At 71.0% G+C, this 25,595-nt stretch carries 19 protein-coding genes; 13 read left to right on the top strand and 6 right to left on the bottom strand.

Annotation, left to right across the window (positions count from 1 at the left end; translation table 11 throughout):
- Window positions 1–81 precede the first annotated feature (81 nt).
- From BM362_RS27795 to BM362_RS27775, 5 genes are all read right to left on the bottom strand, one after another.
- Entirely contained in the window at window positions 82–612 is a 531-nt protein-coding gene (locus BM362_RS27795) for a MarR family winged helix-turn-helix transcriptional regulator (RefSeq protein ID WP_067580026.1), read from the bottom strand.
- Between the two features lie 50 nt (window positions 613–662).
- Entirely contained in the window at window positions 663–1,205 is a 543-nt protein-coding gene (locus tag BM362_RS27790; RefSeq protein ID WP_067580028.1) for an HIT family protein, read from the bottom strand.
- Window positions 1,202–3,229, bottom strand: a complete 2,028-nt coding sequence (gene thrS, locus BM362_RS27785) for a threonine--tRNA ligase (protein WP_093575145.1) — start codon at window positions 3,227–3,229, stop codon at window positions 1,202–1,204. The genes BM362_RS27790 and thrS overlap by 4 nt, the downstream gene beginning before the upstream one ends.
- Before the next feature lie 155 nt (window positions 3,230–3,384).
- Window positions 3,385–3,996: a malonic semialdehyde reductase gene (locus BM362_RS27780; RefSeq protein WP_093575144.1), complete on the bottom strand. Its 612-nt coding sequence runs from the start codon at window positions 3,994–3,996 to the stop codon at window positions 3,385–3,387.
- Window positions 3,997–4,118: 122 nt separating this feature from the next.
- Window positions 4,119–5,669, bottom strand: coding sequence for a sugar transferase (locus BM362_RS27775; RefSeq protein WP_244287310.1), 1,551 nt, complete (start codon window positions 5,667–5,669; stop codon window positions 4,119–4,121).
- Window positions 5,670–6,155: 486 nt separating this feature from the next.
- Here BM362_RS27775 and BM362_RS47660 point away from each other — a divergent pair, with 486 nt between their 5' ends.
- A complete protein-coding gene (locus BM362_RS47660) occupies window positions 6,156–6,296 on the top strand; it encodes a hypothetical protein (protein WP_157904864.1) in 141 nt (46 codons plus the stop codon).
- Between the two features lie 527 nt (window positions 6,297–6,823).
- On the opposite strand, the gene BM362_RS27770 is transcribed toward BM362_RS47660, so the two are convergent.
- Complete coding sequence (locus BM362_RS27770; RefSeq protein WP_093575143.1) at window positions 6,824–7,705, bottom strand: nitroreductase/quinone reductase family protein; 882 nt, start codon at window positions 7,703–7,705, stop codon at window positions 6,824–6,826.
- Between the two features lie 1,046 nt (window positions 7,706–8,751).
- On the opposite strand from BM362_RS27770, the gene BM362_RS27765 reads away from it, so the two are divergent.
- The 12 genes from BM362_RS27765 to BM362_RS27705 all read left to right on the top strand — a co-directional run bounded on the left by BM362_RS27765 (window position 8,752) and on the right by BM362_RS27705 (window position 25,564).
- Window positions 8,752–9,963 (top strand): MFS transporter, encoded by a 1,212-nt coding sequence (locus BM362_RS27765; RefSeq protein WP_167545462.1) that lies wholly within the window; start codon window positions 8,752–8,754, stop codon window positions 9,961–9,963.
- 145 nt (window positions 9,964–10,108) lie between these two features.
- On the top strand, window positions 10,109–10,861 hold the full coding sequence (locus BM362_RS27760; RefSeq protein ID WP_067580038.1) for a LuxR C-terminal-related transcriptional regulator: 753 nt from the start codon (window positions 10,109–10,111) through the stop codon (window positions 10,859–10,861).
- A gap of 920 nt (window positions 10,862–11,781) precedes the next feature.
- Window positions 11,782–12,051: a hypothetical protein gene (locus BM362_RS27750; RefSeq protein WP_067580042.1), complete on the top strand. Its 270-nt coding sequence runs from the start codon at window positions 11,782–11,784 to the stop codon at window positions 12,049–12,051.
- A gap of 61 nt (window positions 12,052–12,112) precedes the next feature.
- Window positions 12,113–13,369, top strand: a complete 1,257-nt coding sequence (locus BM362_RS27745; protein WP_093575141.1) for an ATP-grasp domain-containing protein — start codon at window positions 12,113–12,115, stop codon at window positions 13,367–13,369.
- A 58-nt stretch (window positions 13,370–13,427) separates the two neighbouring features.
- Window positions 13,428–15,068: a DUF885 family protein gene (locus BM362_RS27740; protein WP_093575140.1), complete on the top strand. Its 1,641-nt coding sequence runs from the start codon at window positions 13,428–13,430 to the stop codon at window positions 15,066–15,068.
- A 276-nt stretch (window positions 15,069–15,344) separates the two neighbouring features.
- Window positions 15,345–16,082, top strand: coding sequence for an alpha/beta fold hydrolase (locus BM362_RS27735; RefSeq protein WP_093575139.1), 738 nt, complete (start codon window positions 15,345–15,347; stop codon window positions 16,080–16,082).
- The gene (locus BM362_RS27730; RefSeq protein WP_093575138.1) at window positions 16,079–17,191 is read left to right on the top strand and encodes an acyl-CoA dehydrogenase family protein; all 1,113 of its coding nucleotides are present in this window, start codon (window positions 16,079–16,081) and stop codon (window positions 17,189–17,191) included. Before BM362_RS27735 ends, BM362_RS27730 begins: the two co-directional genes overlap by 4 nt.
- Window positions 17,188–18,012 carry an acyl-CoA dehydrogenase family protein gene (locus BM362_RS27725; RefSeq protein WP_067580048.1) on the top strand — a complete coding sequence of 275 codons (825 nt, stop codon included), beginning with the start codon at window positions 17,188–17,190 and terminating at the stop codon, window positions 18,010–18,012. The genes BM362_RS27730 and BM362_RS27725 overlap by 4 nt, the downstream gene beginning before the upstream one ends.
- Window positions 18,009–19,802 (top strand): non-ribosomal peptide synthetase, encoded by a 1,794-nt coding sequence (locus BM362_RS27720; RefSeq protein ID WP_093575137.1) that lies wholly within the window; start codon window positions 18,009–18,011, stop codon window positions 19,800–19,802. The genes BM362_RS27725 and BM362_RS27720 overlap by 4 nt, the downstream gene beginning before the upstream one ends.
- Before the next feature lie 52 nt (window positions 19,803–19,854).
- A complete protein-coding gene (locus tag BM362_RS27715) occupies window positions 19,855–21,366 on the top strand; it encodes an NAD(P)/FAD-dependent oxidoreductase (RefSeq protein WP_093575136.1) in 1,512 nt (503 codons plus the stop codon).
- Window positions 21,363–21,647, top strand: coding sequence for a phosphopantetheine-binding protein (locus tag BM362_RS27710; RefSeq protein WP_067580053.1), 285 nt, complete (start codon window positions 21,363–21,365; stop codon window positions 21,645–21,647). The genes BM362_RS27715 and BM362_RS27710 overlap by 4 nt, the downstream gene beginning before the upstream one ends.
- 65 nt (window positions 21,648–21,712) lie before the next feature.
- Window positions 21,713–25,564 carry a non-ribosomal peptide synthetase gene (locus BM362_RS27705; protein WP_093575135.1) on the top strand — a complete coding sequence of 1,284 codons (3,852 nt, stop codon included), beginning with the start codon at window positions 21,713–21,715 and terminating at the stop codon, window positions 25,562–25,564.
- Window positions 25,565–25,595 lie beyond the last annotated feature (31 nt).

Below are 25,595 nucleotides of genomic sequence, written 5' to 3'. Positions count from 1 at the left end.
GATTCGGGGGCGGGTGGGCGACGAAAGCCTATCGACCCCGCTGTCCGAACCGGACCCGCCCGCCCGCGACCCGCCGGAACGTCAGCCGGATTTCGGCAGTTCGGCGACCGGCGCGGCGAATTCCGCCGCCTCCTCGGCCTCCCGGACGGCCTGGCATTTGGGCCGCAGCCCGGCCAGGATCGCCTCGGAAATCTCGCCCAGCTGGCGCACCTGCTCGGCGCTCAGCTGGTCGAACAGCGTCTCGCGGACCGCCTCGACGTGCCCGGGCGCGGCTTCCTCCAGCGCGGCGAACCCGGTGTCGGTGAGCACCGCCCAGGACCCGCGCTTGTCCGTGGGGCACGACTCGCGCTGGACCCAGCCCTTCGCCTCCAGCCGCGCCACCGCGTGCGACAGCCTGCTGCGCGACGACCCGCGCACGGACGCGAGCTCGCTCATCCGCAGCCGCCTGCCTTCGGCCTCCGACAGCGAGACGAGCACCTCGTAGTACGTGTGCGGCATGCCCGACTCGTGCTGCAGCTGTCCTTCGAGGTGGGCGTGCAGCAGCGAGCTGGCCTGGGCGTAAGCGCGCCAGGTCCGCTGCTCGTCGTCGGTCAGCCAGCGTGGTTCGGACATATCGTCATCATACGCTGGTTGAGCACTCAATTACCGCCCCGCGACCGGCCTCACCACGCGTCCGCGAGCAGGTCGCGGGTTTCGCCGAGCAATTGCGGCAGCACCTTCGTGTGCCCGATCACCGGCATGAAGTTCGCGTCGCCGCCCCAGCGCGGCACCAGGTGCTGGTGCAGGTGCGCGGCGATGCCCGCCCCGGCGATCACGCCCTGGTTCATCCCGATGTTGAACCCGTGTGCCGCCGAGACCGCCCGGATCACGCCCATCGCGTGCTGGGTGAACTCCGCCAGCTCGCGCGTCTCCTCCGGCGTGAGGTCGGGGTAGTCCGCGACGTGCCGGTACGGGACCACCATCAGATGCCCCGGGTTGTACGGGTACAGGTTCAGCACCGCGAACACGGCCTCGCCGCGGGCGACGATCAGCGCGCGCTTGTCGTCGCCGAGACCGGGCAGGCGGCAGAACGGGCAGCCGTCGGACTCCTCGCCCTCGGGCTTGTCCTGGCCCCGGATGTAGGCCATCCGGTGCGGGGTCCACAGCCGCTGCAGCGCGTCCGGGACCCCGACCCCGTCCTGTTCGGCGAGTTCCGGCTCGGTCACTTCAGGATCTTCTCCACGGCCTCGGCCGAGGGCGACGCGTTCTCCCGCCGCTCGACCCACTCCGCGATCGCTTCGACCGCCTGCTCCACCGGGACGCCGTTGATCTGCCCGCCGTCGCGGAACCGGAACGACACCGCGCCCGCCTCCGCGTCCTTCGCGCCCGCCAGCAGCAGGAACGGCACCTTCTGCGTGGTGTGCGTGCGGATCTTCTTCTGCATCCGGTCGTCGCTCGCGTCGACCTCGACGCGGATCCCCTTGGCGCGCAACGCCTTCTCGACGCCGCGCAGGTACTCGACCTGGTCGGCGGTGATCGGGATGGCGACCGTCTGCACCGGCGACAGCCACGCCGGGAACGCGCCCGCGTAGTGCTCGGTCAGCACGCCGAAGAACCGCTCGATCGACCCGAACAGCGCGCGGTGGATCATGATCGGCCGCTGGCGGCTGCCGTCGGAGGCGGTGTATTCGAGACCGAACCGCTTGTTCTGGTTGAAGTCGAGCTGGATGGTCGACATCTGCCAGGTGCGGCCGATGGCGTCCTTCGCCTGCACCGAGATCTTCGGGCCGTAGAAGGCCGCGCCGCCCGGGTCGGGCACCAGTTCGAGGCCGGAGTCGACGGCGGCCTGGCGCAGCGTCTCGGTGGCCTCCTCCCACTCCCAGTCCTCGCCGATGAACTTGTCGGAGTCCCCTCGGGTGGACAGTTCCAGGTAGAAGTCGGACAGGCCGTAGTCGGCCAGCAGGTCCAGCACGAACTTGAGCAGCGACCGCAGCTCGCCCGGCATCTGCTCCTTGGTGCAGTAGATGTGCGAATCGTCCATCGTCAGGCCGCGCACGCGGGTGAGGCCGTGCACGACGCCGGACTTCTCGTAGCGGTAGACGGTGCCGAATTCGAACAGCCGCAGGGGCAGTTCGCGGTAGGACCGCCCGCGCGAGCGGAAGATCAGGTTGTGCATCGGGCAGTTCATCGCCTTGAGGTAGTAGTCCTCTTCCTCGAACTGCACCGGCGGGAACATGGTGTCCGCGTAGTACGGCAGGTGCCCGGAGGTGTGGAACAGGTCGCCCTTGGAGATGTGCGGCGTGTTCACGAACTCGTAGCCGGCTTCCTCGTGCCTGCGGCGCGAGTAGTTCTCCAGCTCGCGGCGGATGATGCCGCCCTTGGGGTGGAACACCGGGAGCCCGGAGCCGATCTCCTCGGGGAAGGAGAACAGGTCCAGCTCGGCGCCGAGCTTGCGGTGGTCGCGGCGCTCGGCCTCGGCGATGCGCTCCAGGTGGGCGTCCTGCGCCTCGGCCGATTCCCACGCGGTGCCGTAGATCCGTTGCAGCTGCGGGTTTTTCTCGTTGCCGCGCCAGTACGCGGCGGCCACCCGGGTGAGCTTGAAGGCCGGGATGAACTTGGTGGTGGGCACGTGCGGGCCGCGGCAGAGGTCGCTCCACACGCGCTCCTTGGTGCGCGGGTCGAGGTTGTCGTAGATGGTCAGCTCTCCGCCGCCGACCTCCATGACCTCGGTCGTGTCCACATCAGACTTGATGTCCACCAGTTCGAGCTTGAACGGCTCGTTCGCCAGTTCTTCCTTGGCCTCGCCGGTGGAGGCGAACACGCGACGCGAGAACTGCTGCGCGCCCTTGACGATCTGCTTCATCCGCTTCTCAAGCTTCTGCAGATCCTCGGGCGTGAACGGCTTTTCGACGGCGAAGTCGTAGTAGAAGCCGTCGCGCACCGGCGGGCCGATGCCGAGCTTGGCGTCCGGGAATTCCTGCTGCACGGCCTGGGCGAGCACGTGCGCGGCGGAGTGCCGGATCACGCTGCGGCCGTCCTCGGTGTCCGCCGCGACGGCTTCGACCTGCGCCTCGGCTTCCGGGGCCCAGGCGAGGTCGCGCAGTTTCCCGTCGGCGTCGCGGACGACGACGATCGTGTCCGGGCCCTTGGTGGGCAGCCCGGCTTCGCGCACCGCGGCGCCCGCCGTAGTGCCCGCCGGCACCACCACGCGCGGGGCGGGTACGGCGGCAGCTGACGACGGTTGGGACACGATCGGACTCCTTTGGGAGAAGTGACTGAAACGACTCCCGCTGATGCTAGTCGGCGGCGGGTTCGCCGATTCGACCGCCGTCAGCCAACCCTGCCCGCGGACGCCGAGAGGCCGCCCCGGGCGTGCGGGGCGGCCTCTCGGCGGCGCGGCAAGGGTCAGAGGGTGTCGACGACCTGGTCGAAGTCGAGCCGCGGCAGGCGGTCGTACCACGGGTTGTCGCCCGGCTTGCCGACGTTCACCGCGACGAGCGAACGCCAGTTGTTGCCGGAGAAGAACTCCTTGTCCACGCCCGCGGCGTCGAAGCCGGTCATCGGGCCCGCGGCCAGTCCGGCGGCGCGCACGCCGATGATGAAGTAGCCGACCTGCAGCAGCGAGTTCAGCTTGGAGAACTCGACGCGGCCCGCTTCGTCGGCGAAGTTGTCCTTCACGCCGGGGTTGTGCGGGAAGGTCTGCGGGATGTTCTCGTGGAAGTCGACGTCCGCGGCCAGGATCACGGTCAGCGGCGCGGCCTCGGTCTTGGCGCGGTTGCCCTCGGCCAGGTGCGGCAGCAGGCGCTGCTTGGCCTCGTCGCTGCGGATCACCAGCGCGCGCAGCGGCTGGGTGTTCATCGAGGTCGGAGCCCACTTGACGAGGTCGTAGATCGCGCGGACCTGCTCGTCGGTCACCGGCTCGGCGCTGAAGCTGTTGGCCGTGCGCGCCTCGCGGAACAGCAGGTCCTGCACCTCAGCGGGCACCTGCAGCTGCTGGGACTCTGCGAAAGTAGTCATCGGATTCGGCGTTCCTTCCCGTGCTGTCGCCTACGCACGGCACCAACCTGGTTGAACGCTTGACTATTTCCCGAACCCGGCCGTTGTGACTCAGCGCACGCGGGCGACGGGATCCTCGCAGCTCAGTAGGCGCCCTGCCCGGCGAGGACAGCGCGCAAGGTCTTCCAGAGGATCACCAGGTCCAGCGCCAGCGACCAGTCCTCGACGTAGCGCAGGTCGAGCCGGATGCTCTCGTCCCAGGAAAGATCGCTGCGCCCGCTCACCTGCCACAGCCCGGTCAGCCCGGGTTTCACCAGCAGCCTGCGGCGCGCGGCCGGAGCGTAGGTCGCCGTCTCCTCCGGCAGCGGCGGCCGGGGGCCGACCAGCGACATCCGCCCGGCGACGACGTTGAACAGCTGCGGCAGTTCGTCGAGCGAGTACCGGCGCAGCAATCCGCCGACCTTCGTGACCCGGGGGTCCTTCTTCATCTTGAAGAGCGGCCCCGCGCCTTCGTTCGCCTTCTCCAGGTCGTGCCGGGTCGCATGCGCGTTCACGACCATGGTGCGGAATTTGAGCATGGTGAACGCTTCGCCGTCCTTGCCGATGCGCCGCTGCCGGTAGATCACCGGACCGCGGTCGCCCGCCTTCACCGCTACCGCGATCGCCAGCAGCACCGGGGAGAACAGCGCCAGCAGGAAGGCCGCGCCACAGCGGTCGACGACCTCTTTGACCAGGCGGCGCCCGCCGGTGAACGCTGGCGCGGTCACCCGCAGCAGCGGCATGCCCAGGACCCCGCTGACGTTCAGCCTCGGCCCGGCGACCTCCATCAGCACCGGCGCGACGACCATCTCCGACGAGGTGCCTTCGAGATCCCAGGCGAGCCGCTGCAGCCGCTCGGGATTCCAATACTGGTCGGCCGTGATCGCCACGACCCGGTACCCGCCGCGGCGCACGTGCCGGGAAAGCTCTTCGAGCCGCCCGACGACCGGAACGCCTTCGATCTCCCCGTGCCCGGTGGACGTGCAGACCGCCTCGACCCGCCATCCGACGTGCGCTTCGGCGCGGGTCCGCTTGATCAGGTCCGCGACCGTTTCCGCGCTGCCGGCCGCCATCACCGGCAGCAGGCACAACCCGCGCCGCCGTCTCCGGTGCAGAATCTGCCGGAGCACGTATCGCTGGGGGAACAGTACTGACGCGACGGCCGGCACGACGTAAAACACCCAGGGCTGCACTTCGAGCGCACCGAACAACAGCCCGCCGAACGCGACCAGCACCGCCGCGGTGATCAGCGCGCGGCCGAGCGTGCGGTACTCCTCGGGCCCCTCCCCCAGCACGCGGGCGCTCCAGGCCCGGCTGACCGGAAGCGCGCAGAGGATCGCGAACGCGGTGCCGAACGCGTGCATGTCGTGCGGTGCGAGCCGGTCGATGACGAACGCGCTGATCGCGATCACCACGCAGGCCGCGACGAGATCCGAAGCGATCACCGTCCTGCGGTAGCGCTTTTCCCACTCCGCGGCGTGCGTTTTCGGCGGATCTCCCTCCGCCGGACAGACCGTGGCGGGGTCCAGCCGGGCGTCGGCGGCACGGCCGGGCGGCGGTGCCGCCACGTCGACCGGCGGTGCGGAGACCGCCCCCAGGTCGACCCGCGGCGGCGCGACGCCGTCCGCGGGCCATGGCCGCACCGGTTCTTCCATCAGTCCTCCCGCGCTACGCAAGCTCCCCGGACCTGATCGCCACCGGCACGCTGAGTCAGGACCGATGATCACGATCAGTGATCAGGGGGCGGTCCGGCCCGATGTCGCCGAAGGTGTGCCACTGGCCAAGGTATCGGGTGGTCAGCGAGCGGCGTTACAGAGATTTTCCAGCCACGGCCTGCACGTCTTTCCCGTCAGGAAGCACCGGTGAGATAACGGGAATGTCACGATGGGTCACGTCGGCCCGGCAACCGAAATTACCCGCAGTAGTCAAGTTTCCCACTACCTACACCGAACGGCCCAGCAGGCCCGCAGCCGAATCAGCTCCCCCGCACGGGTCAGCGCCCGCGCCCGCACCCCGCCCCAACCGCCGTTCGGGCACAAGCTCTCCGCCGACTCGCCGATTTCCCTTGCCCTCCTGCGCACTCCGCGCCGGAATGCGCAGGAGGGCCCGGTTTGCGGCTATTCTGGTGGTCTGAACCATTCGTGGGCACCCTCGCCACCGGGGCCGGGCCCCGCCGCACATTTCTCCCGGACTGGCGCCGTGTTCCCGCCGCGATCAAGTCCACACTGGACACCCAGCCGACGTCCGGGCTCATCCCGGCGGAGCGGCAGCCGCCGCGTTGAGCGCGGCTGGCCCCGCGAGATCGGAGCGCCGCCAGTCCGTCGACGGCACCGCCGCCGCGTCCAGCGCGGACCCGCCCCTCGAAATCGCACTGCGCCGCCAGCTCCCGAAACGGAACCGGCGTCGCCCCGGCTCAGGCCGTCGGCGGCACCACAGCCACGTCCGGTGCCAGCCTGCCCGCGAAACCGAAGCACGCCCCGGCTCAGCGCACAGCAGCCAGCTCCCGAAACGGAACCGGCGTCGCCCCGGCTCAAGCCGTCGGCAGCACCACAGCCGCGTCCAGCGCCAGCCTGCCCGCCAAACCGAAGCACGCCCCGGCTCAGCCCACAGCAGCCAGCTCCCGAAACGGAACCGGCGTCGCCCCGGCTCAAGCCGTCTGCAGCACCACAGCTGCGTCCGGCGCCAGCCTGCCCGCCAAACCGAAGCACGCCCCGGCTCGGCGCACTGCGCCGCCAGCTCCCGAAACGGAACCGGCACCCCCGGCTCAATGCACAGCAGCCATCACCCAGAGCGGAACCGGCGCCCCGGCTCAGGCCGTCGGCGGAGCGGCAGCCGTCGCGTTCAGCGCGGTCACCACCGTTTGCTCCTCGAACTCGAAGTGCGCCTCCACCTCACCGGCGAGCCGCTCCAGTTCGGCACGCAGCCGCACCGGGTCGGATTCGCCTGGGACGAAGCCGTCGACCAGTTGCCGGATCGCGTCCTGCAGCCGCGCCACCACCTGGTGCTGTCCGGCGAGCTGCGCGATCGCCGGAGCGAGCGCGGGGAACTGCTCGGCCAGCGACGGGAACACCACCGAGTCCTCGCCGAGGTGATGCCTGCGCAGCGCGGTGCAGAAGCCGAGGCAGTGCGTCCGCATCTCGTGAGCCAAGTCCGGTTCCGGCCGGACGAGCGCCGTCGCGCTGCCGTCGGCCAGGTCGTCGGCCTGCTCGCGCAGCGCCCGCAACTCGGCGCGAAACCACTGGTGCACCTCGACAAGCCAATCGCCCATGCCTTTGCCGCGCTTGTCGATCCGATGCAACACGACCACCGGGATTTCCCGGGTCGTCTTCGCCTGATAATCGCCGTAACCCGGAGCCTTCGCGACCACCTGCGCGAAAAGCCTCTCGTAAGCGGCCCCCCGCGGAATGGCGGCCATCGCCTGGTAGGCGTCTCCGCCTGCCTCGACAGTCACCATCGGGTGCCGCCGGATGTTGTGGTACCAGGCCGGATGGCGGTCCGCCCCGTTCGCCGAGGCGACGACCACTCCGTTTCCCTCGATCTCCAGCCAGCCGAGGAGCACCTCGCGGCGCAGGCCGGTCCTCGCTCCGGTCGTCGTCAGCACGGCCAGCGGCCAGCCCTCGAACCTGCCGCCCAGCGCGCCGCGGTTCGCTCGGAACTCGGCGATCAGGCGGGAGGAAAAGACGTCGCTCACACAATTCCTTTCGGTTTTCCGGAAAGGAGGAGTCGAGCACGGAAAAAGGACGCGAAAACACCCCGCAGGCACACGCATGGCGCGAAAATCCGGTCGACGGATCCGCGGAACCGCGGGAGAGGGGAAAGCCCGATCTCCGTGCTGGCTGGTTAGCCGCTACCTCCATGCGTAGGCCCATACGGGGCGCACGGCCAAGTTAGCACAAGCCGGGAACCCCTCGACCAGCCCCCCGCAGTCCGGGCCAACCGCCGCCGAACGGAAAATGAACGCGACGCGCCGGCCAGGTCGTCGGCACGCGGCGCAGTGCGGCGGGCCATTCGGCGGGCCCGGTATTTCGCCTGGAGCACCGATCGGCACAAAAAGGACTTCGCGATCGGCGAATTCACGACCGGCTGCGCGGATTCGGGACCGTTCGGCGCAGCAGCCTGCTCCCCTCGCCATTCGAGAGCCGCCTGCCGGGGCGCACCGGAATGGGGTTGCTGACAGTTCCCGCGACGCCGCGCCCTTGGCTTGATCTTCTCTCTGCCCGAGACCGGACGCCTGGCGATTCCACGCTGACGAATCCGGGCACGACATCTTCCTCTCCGGACACAAATCGTTGCGCCGCAATGCATCTGCCCACATACTCGGATCGGGAAGAGCGCCCCCGGGCCGGCGGCAGAACCGATCAGCCCCCGTTGCCTCACGGGCGGCCCGCCACGGTGCCCGCACCCGCCACCTACTCCCGGGAAACCACGAAACCATGATTGTTTGCGACACATATCAGCGAAATCTGCTTCTGAAAGTCGTGCGCGTTGCGGAAAATCCCGAGCATTGACCCGTACTCAGCTTGCATGGCAACATCTTGCAAGGCAACCATTGGGGGACCATGCGTCAGCATCAATCACTTGACCCGAATGATTCCGCGAGCCCGCGACGTGCGATCCGTGCCAGGGCGGCAACGGCCCCGGTGCGCATTCGGCGCTCACCGGTCCCGGTGACCTGCGAGGTCGCGAGCCACGATGGCCGTTGAGGAGCACCCTTCCGTCATTCAGACGCTCCGGGGAATGTCGAGGCCTGTCTGGCTGCTCCTGATCGGCACCCTGATCAACCGGCTGGGCAGCTTCCTCCAGGTCTACCTGGTGCTGTACCTGACCGACCGCGGGTTCTCGACGGCGAGCACCGGATTCGCGCTGGGAGCGTTCGGCGTCGGCACCGTGGTCGGCGTCATCATCGGCGGTTCGGTGAGCGACCGGCTCGGCTACCGCCACACCATCGTCGGCTCCATGCTGGTCGCCGGCGTGCTCACGGTCGTCCTGCCGCATCTGACGAACATCGCGGCGGTGGTCGGCGTCGTCGGGGCCGTCGGCCTCACCTCGCAGGCCTACCGCCCGGCCGCGTCGGCGCTGCTCATCGACCTGACCCCGCCGGAGCGGCACATCATGGTGTTCGCCGCCTACCGGCTCGCCTACAACGTGGGCACCGTGGCCGGTCCGCTGCTCGGCGCGCTGCTGATCACCTATTCCTACGAAGCGATGTTCTACTGCAACGCGATCGCGCTCGTGGCGTTCGGGCTGCTCGCGTTCAGCCTGCCGAAGCACTCGGAGGTCGCGCACGCGTCCCCGTCCGGAGACTCCGAAGAGGTCGCGGACGCCCGGGAATCGCCGGAGACGGCCGGCCGGCCGGCGTCCTATCTGGCCGTGCTGACCGACACCCGCTTCATCGTGTTCAACATCGCGATGATCCTCGGCGGGATGGTGTACATCCAGAGCATTTCGACGCTGGCGCTGCAAGTGACGGCGGCGGGGCACGCACCCGGTTTCTACGCCGCGCTGCTCTCGATCAACGCGTTCGTGATCACCTGCCTGGAACTGCCGATCACGAGGTTCGTCCAGCGGATGACCGACCGGGCGACCGTCGCGCTCGGCAACATCCTGGTGGGCGCCGGGATGATGCTCTACCTGGCCGGGCCGTCGGCGGCGGTGCTCGTGGTCGCGACGCTCGTGTGGACCGCGGGCGAGATGGTCGGAACCCCTACCATCACGGCGTATCCGGGCCGGATCGCACCGCCGCGGCTGCGCGGGCGCTACATCGCGCTGTCGGAGTTCGCGACCCAGGTCGGCTACGCCGCGGGCCCGGCGCTGGGCGTCGCCCTGTGGGCCGTGTGGCCCGCCGGGGTCTGGTGGCTGTGCGGAGCGCTGACCGTCCTCGCCGTTTTCGGTTCCTCCGTGTCGATGCCCGGCGCGGCGGACCGGAACCGGCAGCCGCTCGACAGCTGATTCGCACCGGCGGCGCGGCGCACCCAGTGGCGTGCTCGCGCGCACTGCCCCGCGGGCTGCCCGGACGCGCCCACCGGCGCGAAGTGGGGTTCATCGTCGAAAACGTTTGCGGTACAACGAATACGTTGGACACGGGGAGGGGCGGATGAGCGGCACGGCGGGTCCGGGCACGGAGCAGGCGATCAGAGTCGTCGTGGTGTCCCAGGTACGGATCTACCGCCAGGGACTGGCGCACCTGCTCGACGTCGAGGACGGGTTCGAACTGGTCGCCGCGACGTCCGAGGCGGACACCGCGGTGACACTGCCCGGGCAGGCCAGGATCGACGTCCTGCTGCTCGACATGACCGGCGACATGGCGGGCAGCCACGGCCTGGAAACGCTGCACCGGCTGGCCGGGCTCAGCGACGTTCCCTGTGTGGTGATGGGAATCCCGGAACGGACGGCGGACGTGGTGTCCTTCGCCGAAGCGGGGATAGCGGGCTACGTCACCACGGAGAACTCGTTCACCGATCTGCTCGACACCCTGCGCTCGGCGACCCGCGGCGAGTTCGCGTGCAAGGGGAATGTCGCCGCCGGGATCGTGGAACGGCTGGCGGCGCTGGCCAGGGAACGCCGGGCCGTTTCCCTGCCGCAGCTCACCGCGCGCGAACAGGAGATCGCGGTGCTGCTGGAATCCGGCCTGTCCAACAAGCAGATCGCGGGCATGCTGCACGTCCAGCTCACCACGGTGAAAAACCACGTGCACAAGATCCTGGAGAAGCTCGGCGTCCGGGGACGGGCCGAAGCGGCGGCCATGGTCCGCGAGCACCGGCTGGCCGAGACAGGATCCGGATCCTCGAAGAGATCCATTTCAGATCGGGAAGGTTCATGCCCGCCGACGCGGGTGTCAGCAGAATAGCTGTGACCGATACCGGTTGAGGCGGAGGCCGTGGTGTTCGCACACGTCGCACAAGGCACCCCAGGACAGGCGCGCGCGGCAACGCCTTCGCCGCGGCAAGCCATCCGCGGGCAGGTACGTCCACAGTGGACGAATGCGTCCTTTTCACCGCAGGCGGCCAGCAACGGGCGAGCCCTCCGGTCACTGCGTTCCGCGGCACGAGACAGTTCGCTTTCGACGACGGCAGCGGCCGGGAGGTGCAGCCGATCATGATGTCCTGCAACGGGATGCGGGCCGGAGCACCGGCCGTGGACTGGTGCCGCCGCACGGACCTGCCCTCCCCCGCCGGGCCGCCTTGAGTCGCCCGCCGCGCTAGAGCGACCGAGTACCGGGCCGGCGCCGCCGAGGATCGCGCGCCGGGCCGGGCATTGCCGTCTCCGCGGCCGGCGATGTGCCCGCGGGATCGGCCCAGACCTTTCCCCGGCCCTCCGCCGGTCCAGGATCCGTTGCGGCGAGCGCACATCCGTGCCGCCGGCGAGCGCGCACCCGCCGGGCGGATGCGGGCGAAGACTCCCCGAGCCCCGCCCGTTTTCGGCACCGGCGGGCGCAGCTTCGCGATCCGGACGCACCGGTCTCCGTCCTGCCGCGAGCCGGTTCCGTTTCCCCAGCGCCGAATCCGCGTGGTCCCGCTTCCTCCTGACCACAGCGGACGCACGAAACACCATGACCTGTTCGCGCCCCGGTCCGGGGATCAGGCGGGGATCCAGATCCCGTCTGGGCCCAATGTTGACCCCGGGGATTCATGCCGTCGGTCCGGAACACCACCAGACTGGCCATAGCTGAGGCGGTGCACGCCGATGAGCCCGATTCGAGTCCTTGTCGCCGGCATGGCGACCCTTGACCGCGACATTGTCGAGCGACTTGCAGGAGAGTGGCGGGACATGACGATCGTGTGCGAAGGAGCCGATCTCGCCGATGTCGACGTACTGCTGGTGCCCGAACCGGACTTGCTGGCCGGATACCTGAGCCTGATGTGGACGCACCGGCGGATCGGGATCGTCGTGCTGGACCCGGCCGAGCGGAACGGACTGGTCCGGGCCTGCCGGATCACGGTGCCCGCGTCCGACGCGAGCTCCACCTGGCAGCAGCGGCTGGCGGGAGCCATCCGGTCGGCGGCGGGCCCGGCGCGGCGCTTCCGGAACAGACGTTGACCCCGATGCCGCCGCCCCGCCCGCGCAACGCTCGCCAGGCCACCGAACGAGAGGACTTTCAATGACCAGCGTCCACGTCGCCTTCCTTGAGACCAACAGGACGGGCAGCGGCTACGAGGTGATGCGCGTCGCCAAGGAGCGCGGCTACCAGGTCACCCTCGTCGCCAAAGACCTCGACTTCTACCGGCAGCCCGGCCAGCAGCAGATCCCCATGGACGTCTTCGACCACGTCGTCAACTGCGACACCGACGACCCGGAGGCGGTGGCGGCGACCTTGTCCGGGCTCGAGCACCGCCCGGACGCGCTGCTCTCCGCGAGCGAGTTCCACATGCTCGCCACCGCGCGGACGGGGCGGCTGCTGAAGGTGCGGGGACAGGATCCCGAGGCGGTCCGGGCGTGCCGGGACAAGTCGCGGGGGCGGGAGCTGAGCGCGGCCGCCGGGGTGCCGATCCCCCGGTTCGTGCTGGCCGCCACGCCGGAGGAGGCGGCCGCGGCCGACGTCGGATTCCCTTGCGTGGTCAAGCCTTTGGACGATTCGGGCAGCTACGGCGTCAAGCTGTGCGCGAACGCGCACGAGGTCGCCGACCACGCCAAGGCCCTGCTCGCCTGGACCCACAACGAGGTCGGGCAGCCGAAGCTCCCGTCGGTCCTGGTCGAGGAGTACCTGCACGGCCGGGAGATCAGCGTCGAGGTGGTCGTCGCCGACTCGCGGGCCCGGATCGTCGCGATGACCGACAAGGTGCTGCTCGACCCGCCCATTTTCTACGAAATCGGGCACACCGTCCCGGCGGCCCTCGACCCCGAGGCGGAGGCCGCCTGCCGCGAGGTCGCCGTGCAGGCGCTCGAGGCCATCGGCTACGACTTCGGCGCGGCGCACGTGGAACTGATGATCACCGGCGACGGGCCGAAGCTGATCGAGGTGAACTGCCGGCTCGCCGGCGACCAGATCACCCGGCTGGTGAAGATGGCGACGGGGTACGACATGCACGCGGCGCTGCTCGACATCCACCTCGGCGCGGACCCCGGCGAACCGCCCGCCCCGCAGCGCGGCGCGGCCGTCGTGTTCGTGGCGAGCCCCGGCGGCCGGATCCTTTCCCTGGACGGGGTCGAGGACGCCCGTTCGATGCCGTACGTGAAGGAAGCGGACAAGTTCGTCGAGCCCGGCGCCGTCCTTCCGGAAGAGGCCGCGGGCTACGACCGCCTCGGTTACACGATCGCGGTCGCCCCGGACGGACCGGCCGCCGCGGCCGCCGCGAAGGACGCGGCCGACGCGATCAAGGTGGGCTTCGAACCCGTTCCGGGAACTGATCTCCGGTGACCGGCGCCGCCGGCCGGCCACGAAACCCGTTCGCCCTCGCCCGGAAAGGAGGCACCGGATGACCGAGGCAGCCCACGCGCTCGCGGAACTGGCCGCGGAATTCCGGGGGTGGCGCACCCAGACCCAGCCTGACGCGGGCGACGACGTCCCGCGCGTGGACCGGCCGGCGGGCTGGCTCGCCGACTGGTCGGCCGGCGCGGTCGCCAAGCGCCGCCTGGCGCTGGCCGGCTACGTCGAACGGCACCAGGCCGTCGACGTGTCGGGCGAACCGGTTTCCGTCCAGGTCGACGGGCGGCTGCTGGGCTCCGCGCTGGCCCGCGTGCACTGGGAACTGGACCTGCTGCGCGGCTGGCAGCGCAACCCCGGGTTCTACGTCGAGCAGGCGCTGCTGCAGATCTTCAACCTGCTGCTGATGCCGCCGCCGTTCGACCGGGAGCGGGTCGCCGAGATCGTCCGGAACCTCCGGCACGTCCCGGTCGTCCTCGGCCAGGGGCGGGAGAATCTGCCGGGACACGCCGCCGCTCCCTTCGCCGAGCAGACGCTGCGCGGACTGGCCACGGCCGCGGCGGAGGTCGAACTCGCGATGGCCGAGCTCGCCGCTTTCCTTGCCGCGGCGGGAAATTCCGGACCGGAGACGGCCGAATTGCCCGCCGCGGCCGGAGAGGCCGCCCGCGCTCTCGACGCGTACCGGGACTGGCTCGGCTCGCAGTCGTTCGACGGCGACGCCGTGGTCGGACCGGCCGCGATGCGGTACTTCCTGCACAACGTCGCCCTGCTGCCCTACTCCGGCGACCAGCTCCGCGACCTGGCCCGCGAGGAGTTCAACCGCGCGGTCGCGGCCGAGGCGATCCTCGGGAAACGCGTGCCGCACGGCGAACGCGTCCCGCCCGGGAACCTCGACGAGATCATCGAGCGGCTGCGGGCCGACGAGACCGCCGTGCGCGCTTTCTACGCCGACCGCGACCTGCTCAGGCTGCCGGACGACCTGCGCCGCTACACCTTCGCCGCGATGCCGTCCTACCTCGCGCCGTTGAGCTGGCTCGGCGTCACGCACGACATCGGTTCGCTGGATCGTCCCGCCCAGGACGCGATCTGCTATCTGAACCCGCCCCGGGAGGGCATGTCCTACTTCGCCAAGGCCAAATCGCGAGATCCGCGCATCGGCCTCACGCACGAGGCCGTCCACGCTTTCCAGTCGGCGCTGTCGTGGCGGCATCCCAACCCGGTGCGCCGCCATTTCTACGACTCCATCCCGAACGAGGGCGTCGCGTTCTACAACGAAGAGCTGCTGCTGCAGGCAGGTTTCCTCGACGACATGCCGGACAGCGCCGTGTTCATCGCGAACTCGATGCGGCTGCGAGCGCTGCGGGTCGAGGTGGACATCCGGCTCGCCGAAGGCACGCTCACCATCGACGAGGCCGCGGACCGGCTCGCCGACATCGTGCCGATGGACCGGCCGACCGCCTGGCAGGAGGCTGCCTTCTTCGCGGGCACTCCGGGCCAGGGCCTCAGCTATCTGGCGGGCAAGGCGCAGATCCTGAGCCTGCTCGCCGCGTGCGCGCACCGGTCGGAAAGCTTCGATCTCCGCGCGTTCCACGAACGCCTTTGGTTCGAGGGCAACGTCCCGGCCGCCTTGCTCCGCTGGGAACTCCTCGGCCTCGACGACCACCTCGGCCGAGCCGACCGGCTGGCCGGCTGATCCGTGCGGCGGGCCCGGCCCGCCCGTGACAGAAGGGGGAACGACATCACGACCAACGCCCCGTCGTCCGGCGCGACGCCGGCAACCGGCGCCGGCTGAAGTTCCGCTCCCGCCGGGACCGGTGCGCGGCGCGCGCATCGCGTCCGCGGTCCCGTCGCTCCCGGCAGGCCCGGTCCTGATCCGGCCTGCCCCGGGCCCTCGCCCGATGTTCGGCTTCCTCGGCGCGGCTCCCGACGCCGCCGCCGGTCCTTTTCCTGCGCTCATAAGGGGTTTCTGATGTCCGAAGTGGACAGCGCACCGGCGGAGAGCCCGCCCCGCGACCGCTGCCGGGTCGGCTTGACCAGCGCGGCGGCGGGAACTCCGGTGCTCAACCTGGTCCATCCGGCGGGCGGGTCGGTGGCCTGCTACCGCGGGCTGGCCGGGGGGCTGTCGCCCGAGCTGGCGACGGCGGCCTTCCTCCCGGCGGCGCTGGACGGGGGCGTGCTGGACCAGGACGTCGAGACCATGGCCGACCGCTATCTGGCGGAGGTGCCGCCGGGCCCGGTGCTGCTGGGCGGGTGGTCGTTCGGCGGGCTGGTCGCCTTCGAGATGGCGAGAAGGCTCGCGGCCGCGGGGCGCGCGACCGGCCCGTTGCTCCTGATCGACACCCCGCTCCCCGGGTTCGGGGCAGTCGACGACGCGGCGCTCGCCGCCGAGTTCGAGACCGAGCTGGCCAAGACGACCGGCGCCGACGGCAGTACCGCCGAGGAGCGCGCGAGCCGGTTCGAGGTGTTCCGCACGCACTGCCGGGCGCAGGTCGCCTACCGGCCGCCGGAGCCGATCGCCAACGACCTCGTCCTCGTCGCCCGCAAGGACAACGAGGACGCGCCGCGCTGGCAGGACCACACGACGGGTCGCCTGCGCCTGCGCCGGCTGCCTGCCGGCCACTACGAGCTGATGAGGACACCGCACGTGGGCGCCTTGACCCGATTCGTGAAGCCGGCGCTGATCGCCGCGGGGGAGAGCCTCCGATGAACCCGACGCTGACTCCCGAGCTGGACCTCTTCCGGGAAGAGCTGCGCGGCCTGCTGGCCCGGCCCGAGGTCGGGGCGGAACTGGCCGCCCTCGCCGATACGCCCGTCGAGGACCGTTTCCCCGCCAGGACCTACCGGCTGCTCGGCGAGCACCAGATGCTCGCCCCGGCCTGGCCGCGGCGCTACGGCGGGCGGGACGCGACCTCGGCCCACGCCGCGATCGTGCAGGAAGAGCTGTCCGCGCACGGAATCCCGGACATGCCCTTCATCAACACGATCACGAACGCCGGGGCACTGCTGCTCTTCGTGGCCGACGCCGCGCAGAAAGCCCGCTTCCTGCCCTCGCTCGCCGCCGGCCTCGCCACGATGGTGGTGCTCTACACCGAGGCCGAAGCGGGATCGGACCTGGCGTCGCTGCGGACCCGGGCCGAGCGGGCCGAGGACGGCTGGCGGCTGTACGGGGCCAAGTGGTACGCGGTGCAGGTCCGCCGCGCGGGCTACGCCGTGGTCGCCGCCAGGACTTCCGAGCGGGGCCGGGCCGCGGCGGGCATCACGCTGTTCCTCGTCGCCCTCGACGATCCCGGCGTCACGGTGAGCCTGGTCGAATCGCTTTACCCCGACCCGTTTTACGAGGTGCTGCTGGACGGGGTGCACGTCCCCTCCTCCGACGTGCTGGGGCCGGTCGACGGCGGCTGGTTCGTGCTGGCCGCCGCGCTGGCGATCGAGCGGACCGGCGTCGACTACATCGCCAAGGCCACCAGCTGGCTGGAGATCGTGGCCAGGCAGGTCGAAGCCCTCGACGACCCCGTTCTCTCCGATCGCCTGGCCAGTCTGCAGACCCAAGCCGCGGCCGGGCGCGTCCTGGCGTGGCGGATGGTCGAGCGCCAGCAGCAAGGCGACCTGAACGCCGAGGAGGCGGCGATGGCCAAGTGGTTCAACAGCGAACTGTGCGTGAAGGTGGCGCGCCTGGCATTGGAGTCCGGCGGCCCGGCGGACGACGCCTCGGTGGCGATGCTCCGCGAGGCGCCCGGGCTGACCCTTTCCGCGGGCGGCTCGGAAATCATGCTGGGAATCATCGCTTCCAGCCTCGGTCTCGGAGCGGCGTCATGAGCGTCGAGACCCGGCAGGCGGCGTCGGGCTACTCGTCCGCCTATGAAAGCGGAATCGCGGGTGCCCCGTACGCGGCGATCGAGCACGCTGTCGCCGCTGAATCCCTTGCCAGCCATGACATCGACGAAGCGATGCGGGCACGGGCAGCGTCTCCTGTCGCGGTGCTGATCCCCGGAGCGCCCGGGCAGGCGGTCGCCGTGGGCCCGGCCGAGTGGCTGCTCGCAGTGGGCCCGCAACTGGTTCTCTACAACAAAGACGATGTCACCCGCCGGCCCCTGCGCTCGCTGCTGGACGACGAGGAGCTGTACGCCGTCGACAACGGCCCCGCGACCGGACTCGTCGTGTGCGACGAGGCTGGCTGCACGGCCTGCGCGCTGACGCCGGCGCGGCTTCGCAGCCGAACCGCCGGCTATCTCTGCGGTCTCGCGCAAGGTGCCGTCGACGCGGCAGTCCGGCGCGTGCAGGACCGGGTGCAGTTCGACCGGCCGATCGGGAGCAACCAGACGGTCGCCTTCCAGCTGGCCGCGCTCACCGCCCGGCTCGCCGCCGTGCACGCCCTCGGCGAGCACGTCTCCGCCCGGATCGAGTCCGGCCAGGCGGAAGCCGATCCGGCGGGGGAAGCCTCGCGGCTGCTCGCGGCGAGCGCGGAACTCGCGGTCGAGGCGAGCGCCGCCGGCCTGCACCTGCACGGCGCTTTCGGACTGCGATCCGACCAGGACGCCCAGCGCCGCTACCGCAAAGCCTGCGCATTCTCCGTCCGCCACGGAACAGCCGCCCGGCTGCGACAGGCGGGCTCAACCCGAAGGGAAGGTTCCCGATGACCAGCACCGGCCGCCCGGGCGGTCCCCCCGAGCCGGAGGCGATCGGCCTGCACCACCTGGTCGAACGGCAGGCGGCGGCGACGCCCGAGGCGATCGCCGTGACCGCGCCCGACGCGACCTGGACCTACGCCGAACTGGACGAGCAGGCGGCCCGGATCGCGGCCGGACTGCGCGAGCGCGGGGCAGGCCGCGGCCGGCTGATCGGGATGGCGATCGAGCGCTCCGCCGCCGCCGTCGCCGCCATCCTCGGCATCCTCAAGACAGGCGCGGGCTACGTGCCGCTCGATCCGGAGTTCCCGGAAAGCCGGCTGCGCTTCATGATCGAGGATTGCCTTCCCCTCGTCGTCCTGCACACCGGGGCCGAGCTGCCGTCGGTGGCCGGGACCGCGATGGCGGAGCTCGACGACGTCCTCGGCTCCCCCGGCGCGCGAGAAGAAGCAGCGGAGATCTCGCCGGAGCAGACGGCCTACGTCATCTACACCTCCGGGTCCACTGGCCGGCCGAAGGGCGTCGAGATCCCGCACCGCGGCATCGTCGACCGGGTCCTCTGGGAGCGCACCGCCTACCCCTCCGGGCCCGGGGACGCGGTGATCCTGCATCACGCGCTGAGCTTCGACGTCTCGTTGTGGGAGATCTTCATCCCGCTCACCACGGGCGGGCGGCTCGTCGTCGCCGACCCGCTGTACGGGCAGGATCCCCGGTACCTGACCGATCTCGTCCGCACGGAGAACGTCACCTGCCTCGCGGTCGTCCCAGCACTGCTGCAGGCGCTGCTGGACGAGAAGCCCGGACTGGGCGGCTGCCCGTCGTTGCGCGAGGTGTTCTCCGGCGGCGAAGTGCTTTCCCCGGCACTGGCCCGCAGGTTCTTCGCGACCGTGAAAGCCGGGCTGCACAACCAATACGGCCCCACCGAGTATTCGATCGACACGACGTACTGGGACTGCGAGGCGGACGACCCGTCCGCCTCGGTCCCGATCGGTTTTCCGCGAACCAGCGCCCGGCTCTACATCCTCGACCCGCAGGGCCGCCCGGCAGGCGAAGGAGAGGCGGGCGAACTCCACATCGCCGGTCCGGGACTCGCGCTCGGCTACCTCAACCGGCCGGAGCTGACCCGGGAGCGCTTCGTCGGCAACCCGTTCGACGGCGGCCGCATGTACCGGACGGGCGACGTGGTCCGCCGCCGCGACGACGGCGCGCTGGAGTTCGTCGGCCGGGCCGACGACCAGGTCAAGGTGCGCGGGTTCCGCATCGAGCTCGGCGAGATCGAGCGGGCGGTCGAAGCGCTCCCGGAGGTCGAGCGGGCGGTGCTGACCACGGTGGGCGACGGGGACGACCTCGCGCTCGCGGCCTTCGTGACGCCGGGCTCGGTCGACGGCCGGCAGGTCCGGGCGCGGCTGGCCGAGGTGCTGCCCGAGTACATGGTCCCCGCGCACGTCGTCGCGCAGGACCGGCTGCCGCTCGGGCCGACCGGCAAGGTGGACAAGTCCGCGCTGGCCCTGCCCGCGCAGTCCGCCCGGCCCGCCGGAGAGGTTCCGCGCGACCCGGAAGAGGAACTCGTCGCGGGCACCTTCGCCGAGATCCTCGGCGTGCCCGAGGCGGCGGCGGGCGACGACTTCTTCGAACTCGGCGGCAATTCGCTGCAAGCGTTGCGGCTGCTGAACATCCTGCGGAAGAACTCGCCCGAGCTGCCGATCGCGGTGCTCTTCGAAACCCCGACCGTCGCGGGCATCGCGGCGGCCCTGCGCGAGGTCGGCCAGACCCCGGATCCATCGGCGGTAGCCGGGCCGTGACACCGGCCCGCGACCGCGCCAGCTGAATCCCACTGGAACACACGGAGGAACGATGCAACGCCCGAACTCTGCCAACCCGGAAACGCCGAAACAGGCCGACGTCGTCATCGTCGGCAACGGAGCGCTCGGCCTGTTCCTCGCCGAGGAGCTGATCGAGCGCAAAGCCGGCTCCGTCGTCGTGGTCGGCCCGGACGACCGCGACGCCGGGGCGAGCAAGGCCGCAGGCGCCATGCTCGGCTGCTTCGGCGAGGTGACCGCGGACTCGCTGCGGACCCACGCCTCGCGGACGAGGTTCGAAATCGGCCTGCGAGCGCACGAGCGCTGGCCGGACGTGCTCAGCAGGCTCGAGCCCTACTCCACGACGGGGTCCCCGCTGCAGACCGCCACCGAATCGCACGTGGTCCTCAACGCCATCGGCGCGGAGCTGGACACGATCAACTTCGACGCGATGATCAAGGCGCTCGACGAGTACGGCAAGCCGTGGTCGGAGATCGACCCGAAGCAGATCCCGGGCTTCAAGCCGCGGACCGACGCCCGGTCGCTGCGCTCCATCCACGTGCCGGGCGAGGGAGCCGTGGACGCCCGCGGCGTGCTCGCCGCCCTTGAGGCGCGCCTCGACGAGATCGGCGCGACCCGCGTCGACGCGATCGTGCGCAGGCTGGTCAAGGACGGCGAAGCGGTGACCGGGGTCGAGCTCGCCGACGGCCACGTCATCGAGGCGGGGACCGTGGTCGTCGCGACCGGGGCGAGCAGCGAGGGCCTGGTGCGCACCGCGGCCGAGGACCTCGAACTCATCCCCATGATCGCGGGCCTCGGCTTCGCGATGCTCGCGAAGCGCACCGGCGGCGAGCCGTTCCGCAGCGTGGTGCGGACCCCGAACCGCGGCTTCGCGTGCGGCCTGCACGTCGTGCCCGCCGGAAACGGCCGCGAATACCTCGGCGCGACCAACCGTCTCGTCGACGACATTTCCAGCGTCACCTGGGTCGGCGACGCGCGCTACCTCGCCCAGTACGCGATGCAGCAGCTGGACGAGCAGATCGCGCGGCACGAGGTCGTGGGCTGGCTCAGCGGGAACCGCCCGGTGACCTTCGACGGCTTCCCGATGATCGGCTGGCTTCCGCTGCCCGGCCTCTACCTGATGACCGGCACCTACCGCGACGGTTTCCACTGCGCGCCGCTGCTGGCGGACCACGTCGCGAACGAGCTGCAGGGCCAGCCGGGGCTCATCGACTCGATGTTCAACCCGGTGCGCCGCCCGATCCAGGTCAGGACGGTCGAGGAAGCCATCGAGGAATACGTGGTGCACAGCCTCGCCGCCTGGTTCGAGACCGGTGCGGAGGCCGCGCCGCAGATGACGACCACGCAGCTGGCGGCCTACTACCGGACCCGGGGCCGGGAGGCCTTCGAGCACTTCGGCACCGACTACGCGTTCGGCCCCGACGTGCTCTGGTACGCCGAGGGCAGCCTCGTCGGCGGGCGGCGGATCGCCCGCTACCTGAACCGCCTGCGCGGCAGCGCCGCCGACTTGGCTTCGGTCGGCAGCACGGCCGGAGCAGCGCGATGAGCGCGCCGCGGGAGTCCGCCCGGGACCTCGTCGCGACGCTGGCCGCGAAACACCTCAACCTCGGCCATCGCGAACTGCGCCCCGGCGAAGACCTCTGGAACCTGGGCATGACCTCGCTCACCTGCATGGGCTTGATGCTGGAGATCGAGGACGCCTTGGACGTCGAACTGCCCGCCGACCGGCTCAACGCCGAAACCTTCGCTTCGGTGGACGGCATCGTCGCCGCGGTCGAGTCGGTCCAGCTGGGCGTCCCCGGCGAAGAGACGCGCGCGCGGACCTGACCGCCGCCTCGCAGCGCCGGTTCGCGGCGCATTCATCGAAACCTCGAGAGGAGCCCAGCGTCATCATGCCTCGACGAGAGCGGCGGCCGGCGAATCCGTTCCCGCTGGTCCGCGAGCCCGCGGCGGGCGGGCGCCCGCCCGCCGCGGGACAGGAGCGGCTCTGGTGGGTCCACCAGCTGGATTCCGCGAACGGGCAGTACCACATCCTGGAGGGCTGGAAGTTCCCCCAGTGCCTGGAGCCCGCGGCGCTCGGCTCGGCCCTCGCCGGGCTCGTCCGCAGGCACGAGCTGCTCCGGACGAGGTTCGCCCCGCGTCCGGACGGAACGGTCGTCCTGGAGGTCCTCGACGAGGTCGCCGTCCCGGTCGACTGGGCGGGCCGGGACTGGCGCGCGGCTCTCGACGACGCCGCCGCCCGGCCGTTCGACCTCGCGCGGCCGCCGCTGTTCCGGGTGATCGCCGCCGAATTCGACGACGGCCCGCGGCTGTGCATGGTCATGCACCACATCGTCACCGACCGCGCGTCGATGGACGTGCTGTCGCGCGACCTGGCCGAGCTGTACGCGGCCGCGGTGGAGGACCGGCCCGCGCGGCTGCCGGAACTGCCGGTCCAGTACGGCGATTACGCCGCCTGGCAACGGAAATTCCGCACCGAGGAGCGGCTCGCGCAGCTGCTCGGCTGGTGGCGGGACGCCTTGGCCGGCCACGAACGGCCGGAGCTTCCGCTGGACCGGCCGCGTCCGGCGGCCGCGGACGGGGCGGGCGACACCGTCGTCGCCCGCCTGTCCGAGGAGACCGCCTCCGCGCTGGCGGACCTGGCCTGGCGAGCCCGCGCCACCCCGTTCATCGTGGTGCTGGCCGCGCTCGCGGCGACGATGAGCGCCTACACCGGTTCGGACGACGTCGTCCTCGGCGCGATCGTCTCCGACCGTCCGCATCCCGATCTGCAGGATCTGGTCGGATTCTTCATCAACACGGTGCCGGTCCGGATCCGGCTGGACGGGCCGGACCTGACCTTCCGCGACCTCATCGTCCGCGCCCGCGACGCGTGGATGGCCGCGGACGCGCACCAGGACGCGCCCTTCGAGCAGATCGCGGGCGCGGCGGGAGACGGGGCGCGGTCCCAGCGCAACCCGGTGTTCGACGCGGTGCTGAACCACGCGGGCGACCGGGTGGACCTGACGGAGTCGGACGGCGCGCTTTCCCTGTGGCGTCCCGAATTGCCCACGACCGCCCGGTTCGACCTCTCGGTCACCACGCTGCCTGCCGACGGCGGCATCGAGGTCACCTTCCTGTACCGCCAGGACTTGTTCGACCGGGCCCCGATCGAGGCGATGACCGCCCGGTACGTCCGGCTGATCGAGCAGGCGGTGGCCGAACCCGAGCGCCCGCTGCGCGACTTCGCCCTGGTTTCGGCGCGGGAACTCCAGCTCCTGCACAGCCGCAACGACCCGAGCCCCGCCCCGGAAGCCACCGTCGTCGAGCTTTTCCAGGCACAGGCCGCTTCCCGGGGCGAGGCCCCCGCGGTGACCGGAGCCGACGGAACGCTCTCCTACCGGGAGCTGAACGAGCGGGCGAACCAGCTGGCCCGGCACCTGAGCACCCTCGGCGCCGGGCCGGAGCGGATCGTCGGCGTGTGCCTTGAGCACAGCGTCGAGCGCTACGTGGTTCTGCTCGCGATCGCCAAGTGCGGCGGCGCTTATCTGCCGCTGGACCCGGGTTTTCCCGCCGAGCGGCTGCGTTTCCTGCTGGAGGACTCCGGCGCGGTCCTCACGGTGGTCAGCCCGTCGTTGCACACCGCGCTTCCGGCGGACACCGGGCCAGTGCTCGAATTCGGCCGCGGCACACCCGATCTGACCGGCGCCGAGACCGGGGATCTCCCCCTGGCCGCGCGGCCGGCCAACCTGGCTTACCTGATTTCCACGTCGGGTTCCACCGGGACGCCCAAATCGGTCGCGATCCCCCACCGAGGGCTGAGCAGGCTGGTCGCGGGAGCCCCGCGCTACCTCGAGACCGGCCCCGGCACGACGTTCCTCCAAGCCGGTCCGCTGACCTTCGACGTCGCCGTGCTCGAGTGGACCGCGCTGGCGAACGGCGGGTGCGTCGTGGTGGCGGACACCGGAACGCTGCAGGAGGACCTCGAAGCGCTCGTGCGCGACCACGGCGTCACGACCCTGAAACTGGTCTCCCCGCAGCTCGATCTCCTGGTGGAGCGCGGAATCCAGACGCTGGCCGGAGTGCGCCAGCTCGTCGTCGGCGGGGACGTCGTCAACCCGAAGAGCTTCGCCGCGGCCCTCGACCTGCTTCCCGGCTGCCGGGTGACCGCCTCGTACGGGCCGACCGAAAGCACCGTGCTGGCCACCGTGTTCGAGGGTCGCCCCGGGACCGGCCGGGTGCCCGTCGGCCACGCCGTCCCGCACACCCGGGCCTACGTCCTCGACCGGAACCTCGGCCACTGCCCGGTCGGGATGCCGGGCGAGATCTGCCTGGCAGGCGACGGGCTCGCGCGCGGCTACCTCGGCCGTCCGGGGCTGACCGCCGAGAAGTTCGTCCCCGATCCGCACGGGCCGCCGGGATCGCGCATGTACCGCACCGGGGACGCGGGCCGGTACCTGGCCGACGGCGAGATCGACTTCCTCGGGCGCACGGACCGCCAGGTGAAGATCCGCGGTTTCCGGATCGAGACGAGCGAGATCGAGCACGCGCTGCTGCGCAGTCCCGGCGTCTCCTCGGCGATCGTGCTGCGCGCGGAACGGGAGACCGGTCCGTGCCTGGCGGCCTACGTCGTGGCCTCCGGCGAGGTCGACCGGGACGCACTGCGCCGACAGCTCCGCGAGTCCTTGCCCGCGTACATGGTTCCCGACCACATCGTCGAGGTCCCCCGAATTCCGTTGACCGCCAACAACAAGACCGACCGGGCCGCACTCGCCGCGATCCCGCTGGGACCGTCCGGCCCCGCCGAGGCAGCGCCACCCGAGACCGGTCTTGAAGCCCGGATCGCGGAGGCTTGGTCGGCAGTGCTCGGCCACCCGGTGCCCGCCGCGGGCGACTTTTTCGAGCACGGCGGCCATTCCTTGCTCGTGCCCAGAGCGACCGCGGCGATCCGGCAGCTGCTCGGGCGCGAGGTCTCGCTCCGGCTCATGCTCGACCACCGCACGCCCGCGTCGTACGCGCGGGCGTTGTCGGGCGAGAGCGCGCCCGATCTCGGCGCCGCTTCGCGAGAACATCGGCTGGAACGGCAGACCTGGCACCACCAAGCCCTCGGCGGGAGCCGCCGGGTGGACCTGTTCGTGTCCGCGGCGGATCCGGCCGCCCCGGTGACCCGAGCCCTGGTGGTGCTCGACGGCTCGGAATTCGTGGACGTCATGCGGTTCCCGGCGATCCTCGACCGGCTCGCCCTCGCCGGGCGCATCCCGCCGACCGCGGCGATTTTCCTGAGCTCCGCCGACTGGTCGGGCCGCCGGGCGGAACTGCTCGACGACGCGTACGTCGACGTGCTCGCCGACGATCTGGTGCCGCGCCTGCGCGACTGGCTCGGCGATCGGTGGCGGGGAGAACGGGTCACCGCGCTCGGCGCGAGTCTCGGCGCCATCGCCGCCGTCCGGGCCGCCCTGCGCCGGCCGGACTGTTTCGACGGCGCCGTCGGCATTTCGGGCCCCTTCACCGATTACGAACTCACTCCCCGCCCGGACGGCGGCGCCTCCCGTCCGGCCCGGCTCTTCCTCGCCGCCGGCCAGGAGGAAGCCGGCATCGAGCTCGACGACGGGCTCAGCCTGCTGGAGGCGACCAAGAAGGTCGCCGCAGAGCTGAGCGGACAGGGCCACGCCGTCCGCGACGAATACGGCGACGGAGGCCACACCTATGCCGCTTGGGAAGCAGCGCTTCCCGAAGCCGTCGCATGGGTGCTCGGCAAGGACTGACAGACCACTGACGGACAAGGAGAGCAGGCAC

Source organism: Amycolatopsis rubida, from assembly GCF_900115345.1.
Lineage (GTDB): Bacteria > Actinomycetota > Actinomycetes > Mycobacteriales > Pseudonocardiaceae > Amycolatopsis > Amycolatopsis rubida.
This window is presented reverse-complemented; position numbering and strand designations above follow the sequence as displayed.

Bases quoted from the DNA above. Each gene is read 5' to 3' on its own strand.
- BM362_RS27720 (WP_093575137.1), top strand. From the start codon at position 18,009: ATGACCAGCACCGGCCGCCCGGGCGGTCCCCCCGAGCCGGAGGCGATC.
- BM362_RS27760 (WP_067580038.1), top strand. From the start codon at position 10,109: ATGAGCGGCACGGCGGGTCCGGGCACGGAGCAGGCGATCAGAGTCGTC.
- BM362_RS27705 (WP_093575135.1), top strand. From the start codon at position 21,713: ATGCCTCGACGAGAGCGGCGGCCGGCGAATCCGTTCCCGCTGGTCCGC.
- BM362_RS27730 (WP_093575138.1), top strand. From the start codon at position 16,079: ATGAACCCGACGCTGACTCCCGAGCTGGACCTCTTCCGGGAAGAGCTG.
- BM362_RS27715 (WP_093575136.1), top strand. From the start codon at position 19,855: ATGCAACGCCCGAACTCTGCCAACCCGGAAACGCCGAAACAGGCCGAC.
- BM362_RS27735 (WP_093575139.1), top strand. From the start codon at position 15,345: ATGTCCGAAGTGGACAGCGCACCGGCGGAGAGCCCGCCCCGCGACCGC.
- BM362_RS27780 (WP_093575144.1), bottom strand. From the start codon at position 3,996: ATGACTACTTTCGCAGAGTCCCAGCAGCTGCAGGTGCCCGCTGAGGTG.
- BM362_RS27725 (WP_067580048.1), top strand. From the start codon at position 17,188: ATGAGCGTCGAGACCCGGCAGGCGGCGTCGGGCTACTCGTCCGCCTAT.
- BM362_RS27765 (WP_167545462.1), top strand. From the start codon at position 8,752: ATGTCGAGGCCTGTCTGGCTGCTCCTGATCGGCACCCTGATCAACCGG.
- BM362_RS27750 (WP_067580042.1), top strand. From the start codon at position 11,782: ATGACGATCGTGTGCGAAGGAGCCGATCTCGCCGATGTCGACGTACTG.
- BM362_RS27740 (WP_093575140.1), top strand. From the start codon at position 13,428: ATGACCGAGGCAGCCCACGCGCTCGCGGAACTGGCCGCGGAATTCCGG.
- BM362_RS27795 (WP_067580026.1), bottom strand. From the start codon at position 612: ATGTCCGAACCACGCTGGCTGACCGACGACGAGCAGCGGACCTGGCGC.
- BM362_RS27745 (WP_093575141.1), top strand. From the start codon at position 12,113: ATGACCAGCGTCCACGTCGCCTTCCTTGAGACCAACAGGACGGGCAGC.
- BM362_RS27710 (WP_067580053.1), top strand. From the start codon at position 21,363: ATGAGCGCGCCGCGGGAGTCCGCCCGGGACCTCGTCGCGACGCTGGCC.
- BM362_RS27775 (WP_244287310.1), bottom strand. From the start codon at position 5,669: ATGGAAGAACCGGTGCGGCCATGGCCCGCGGACGGCGTCGCGCCGCCG.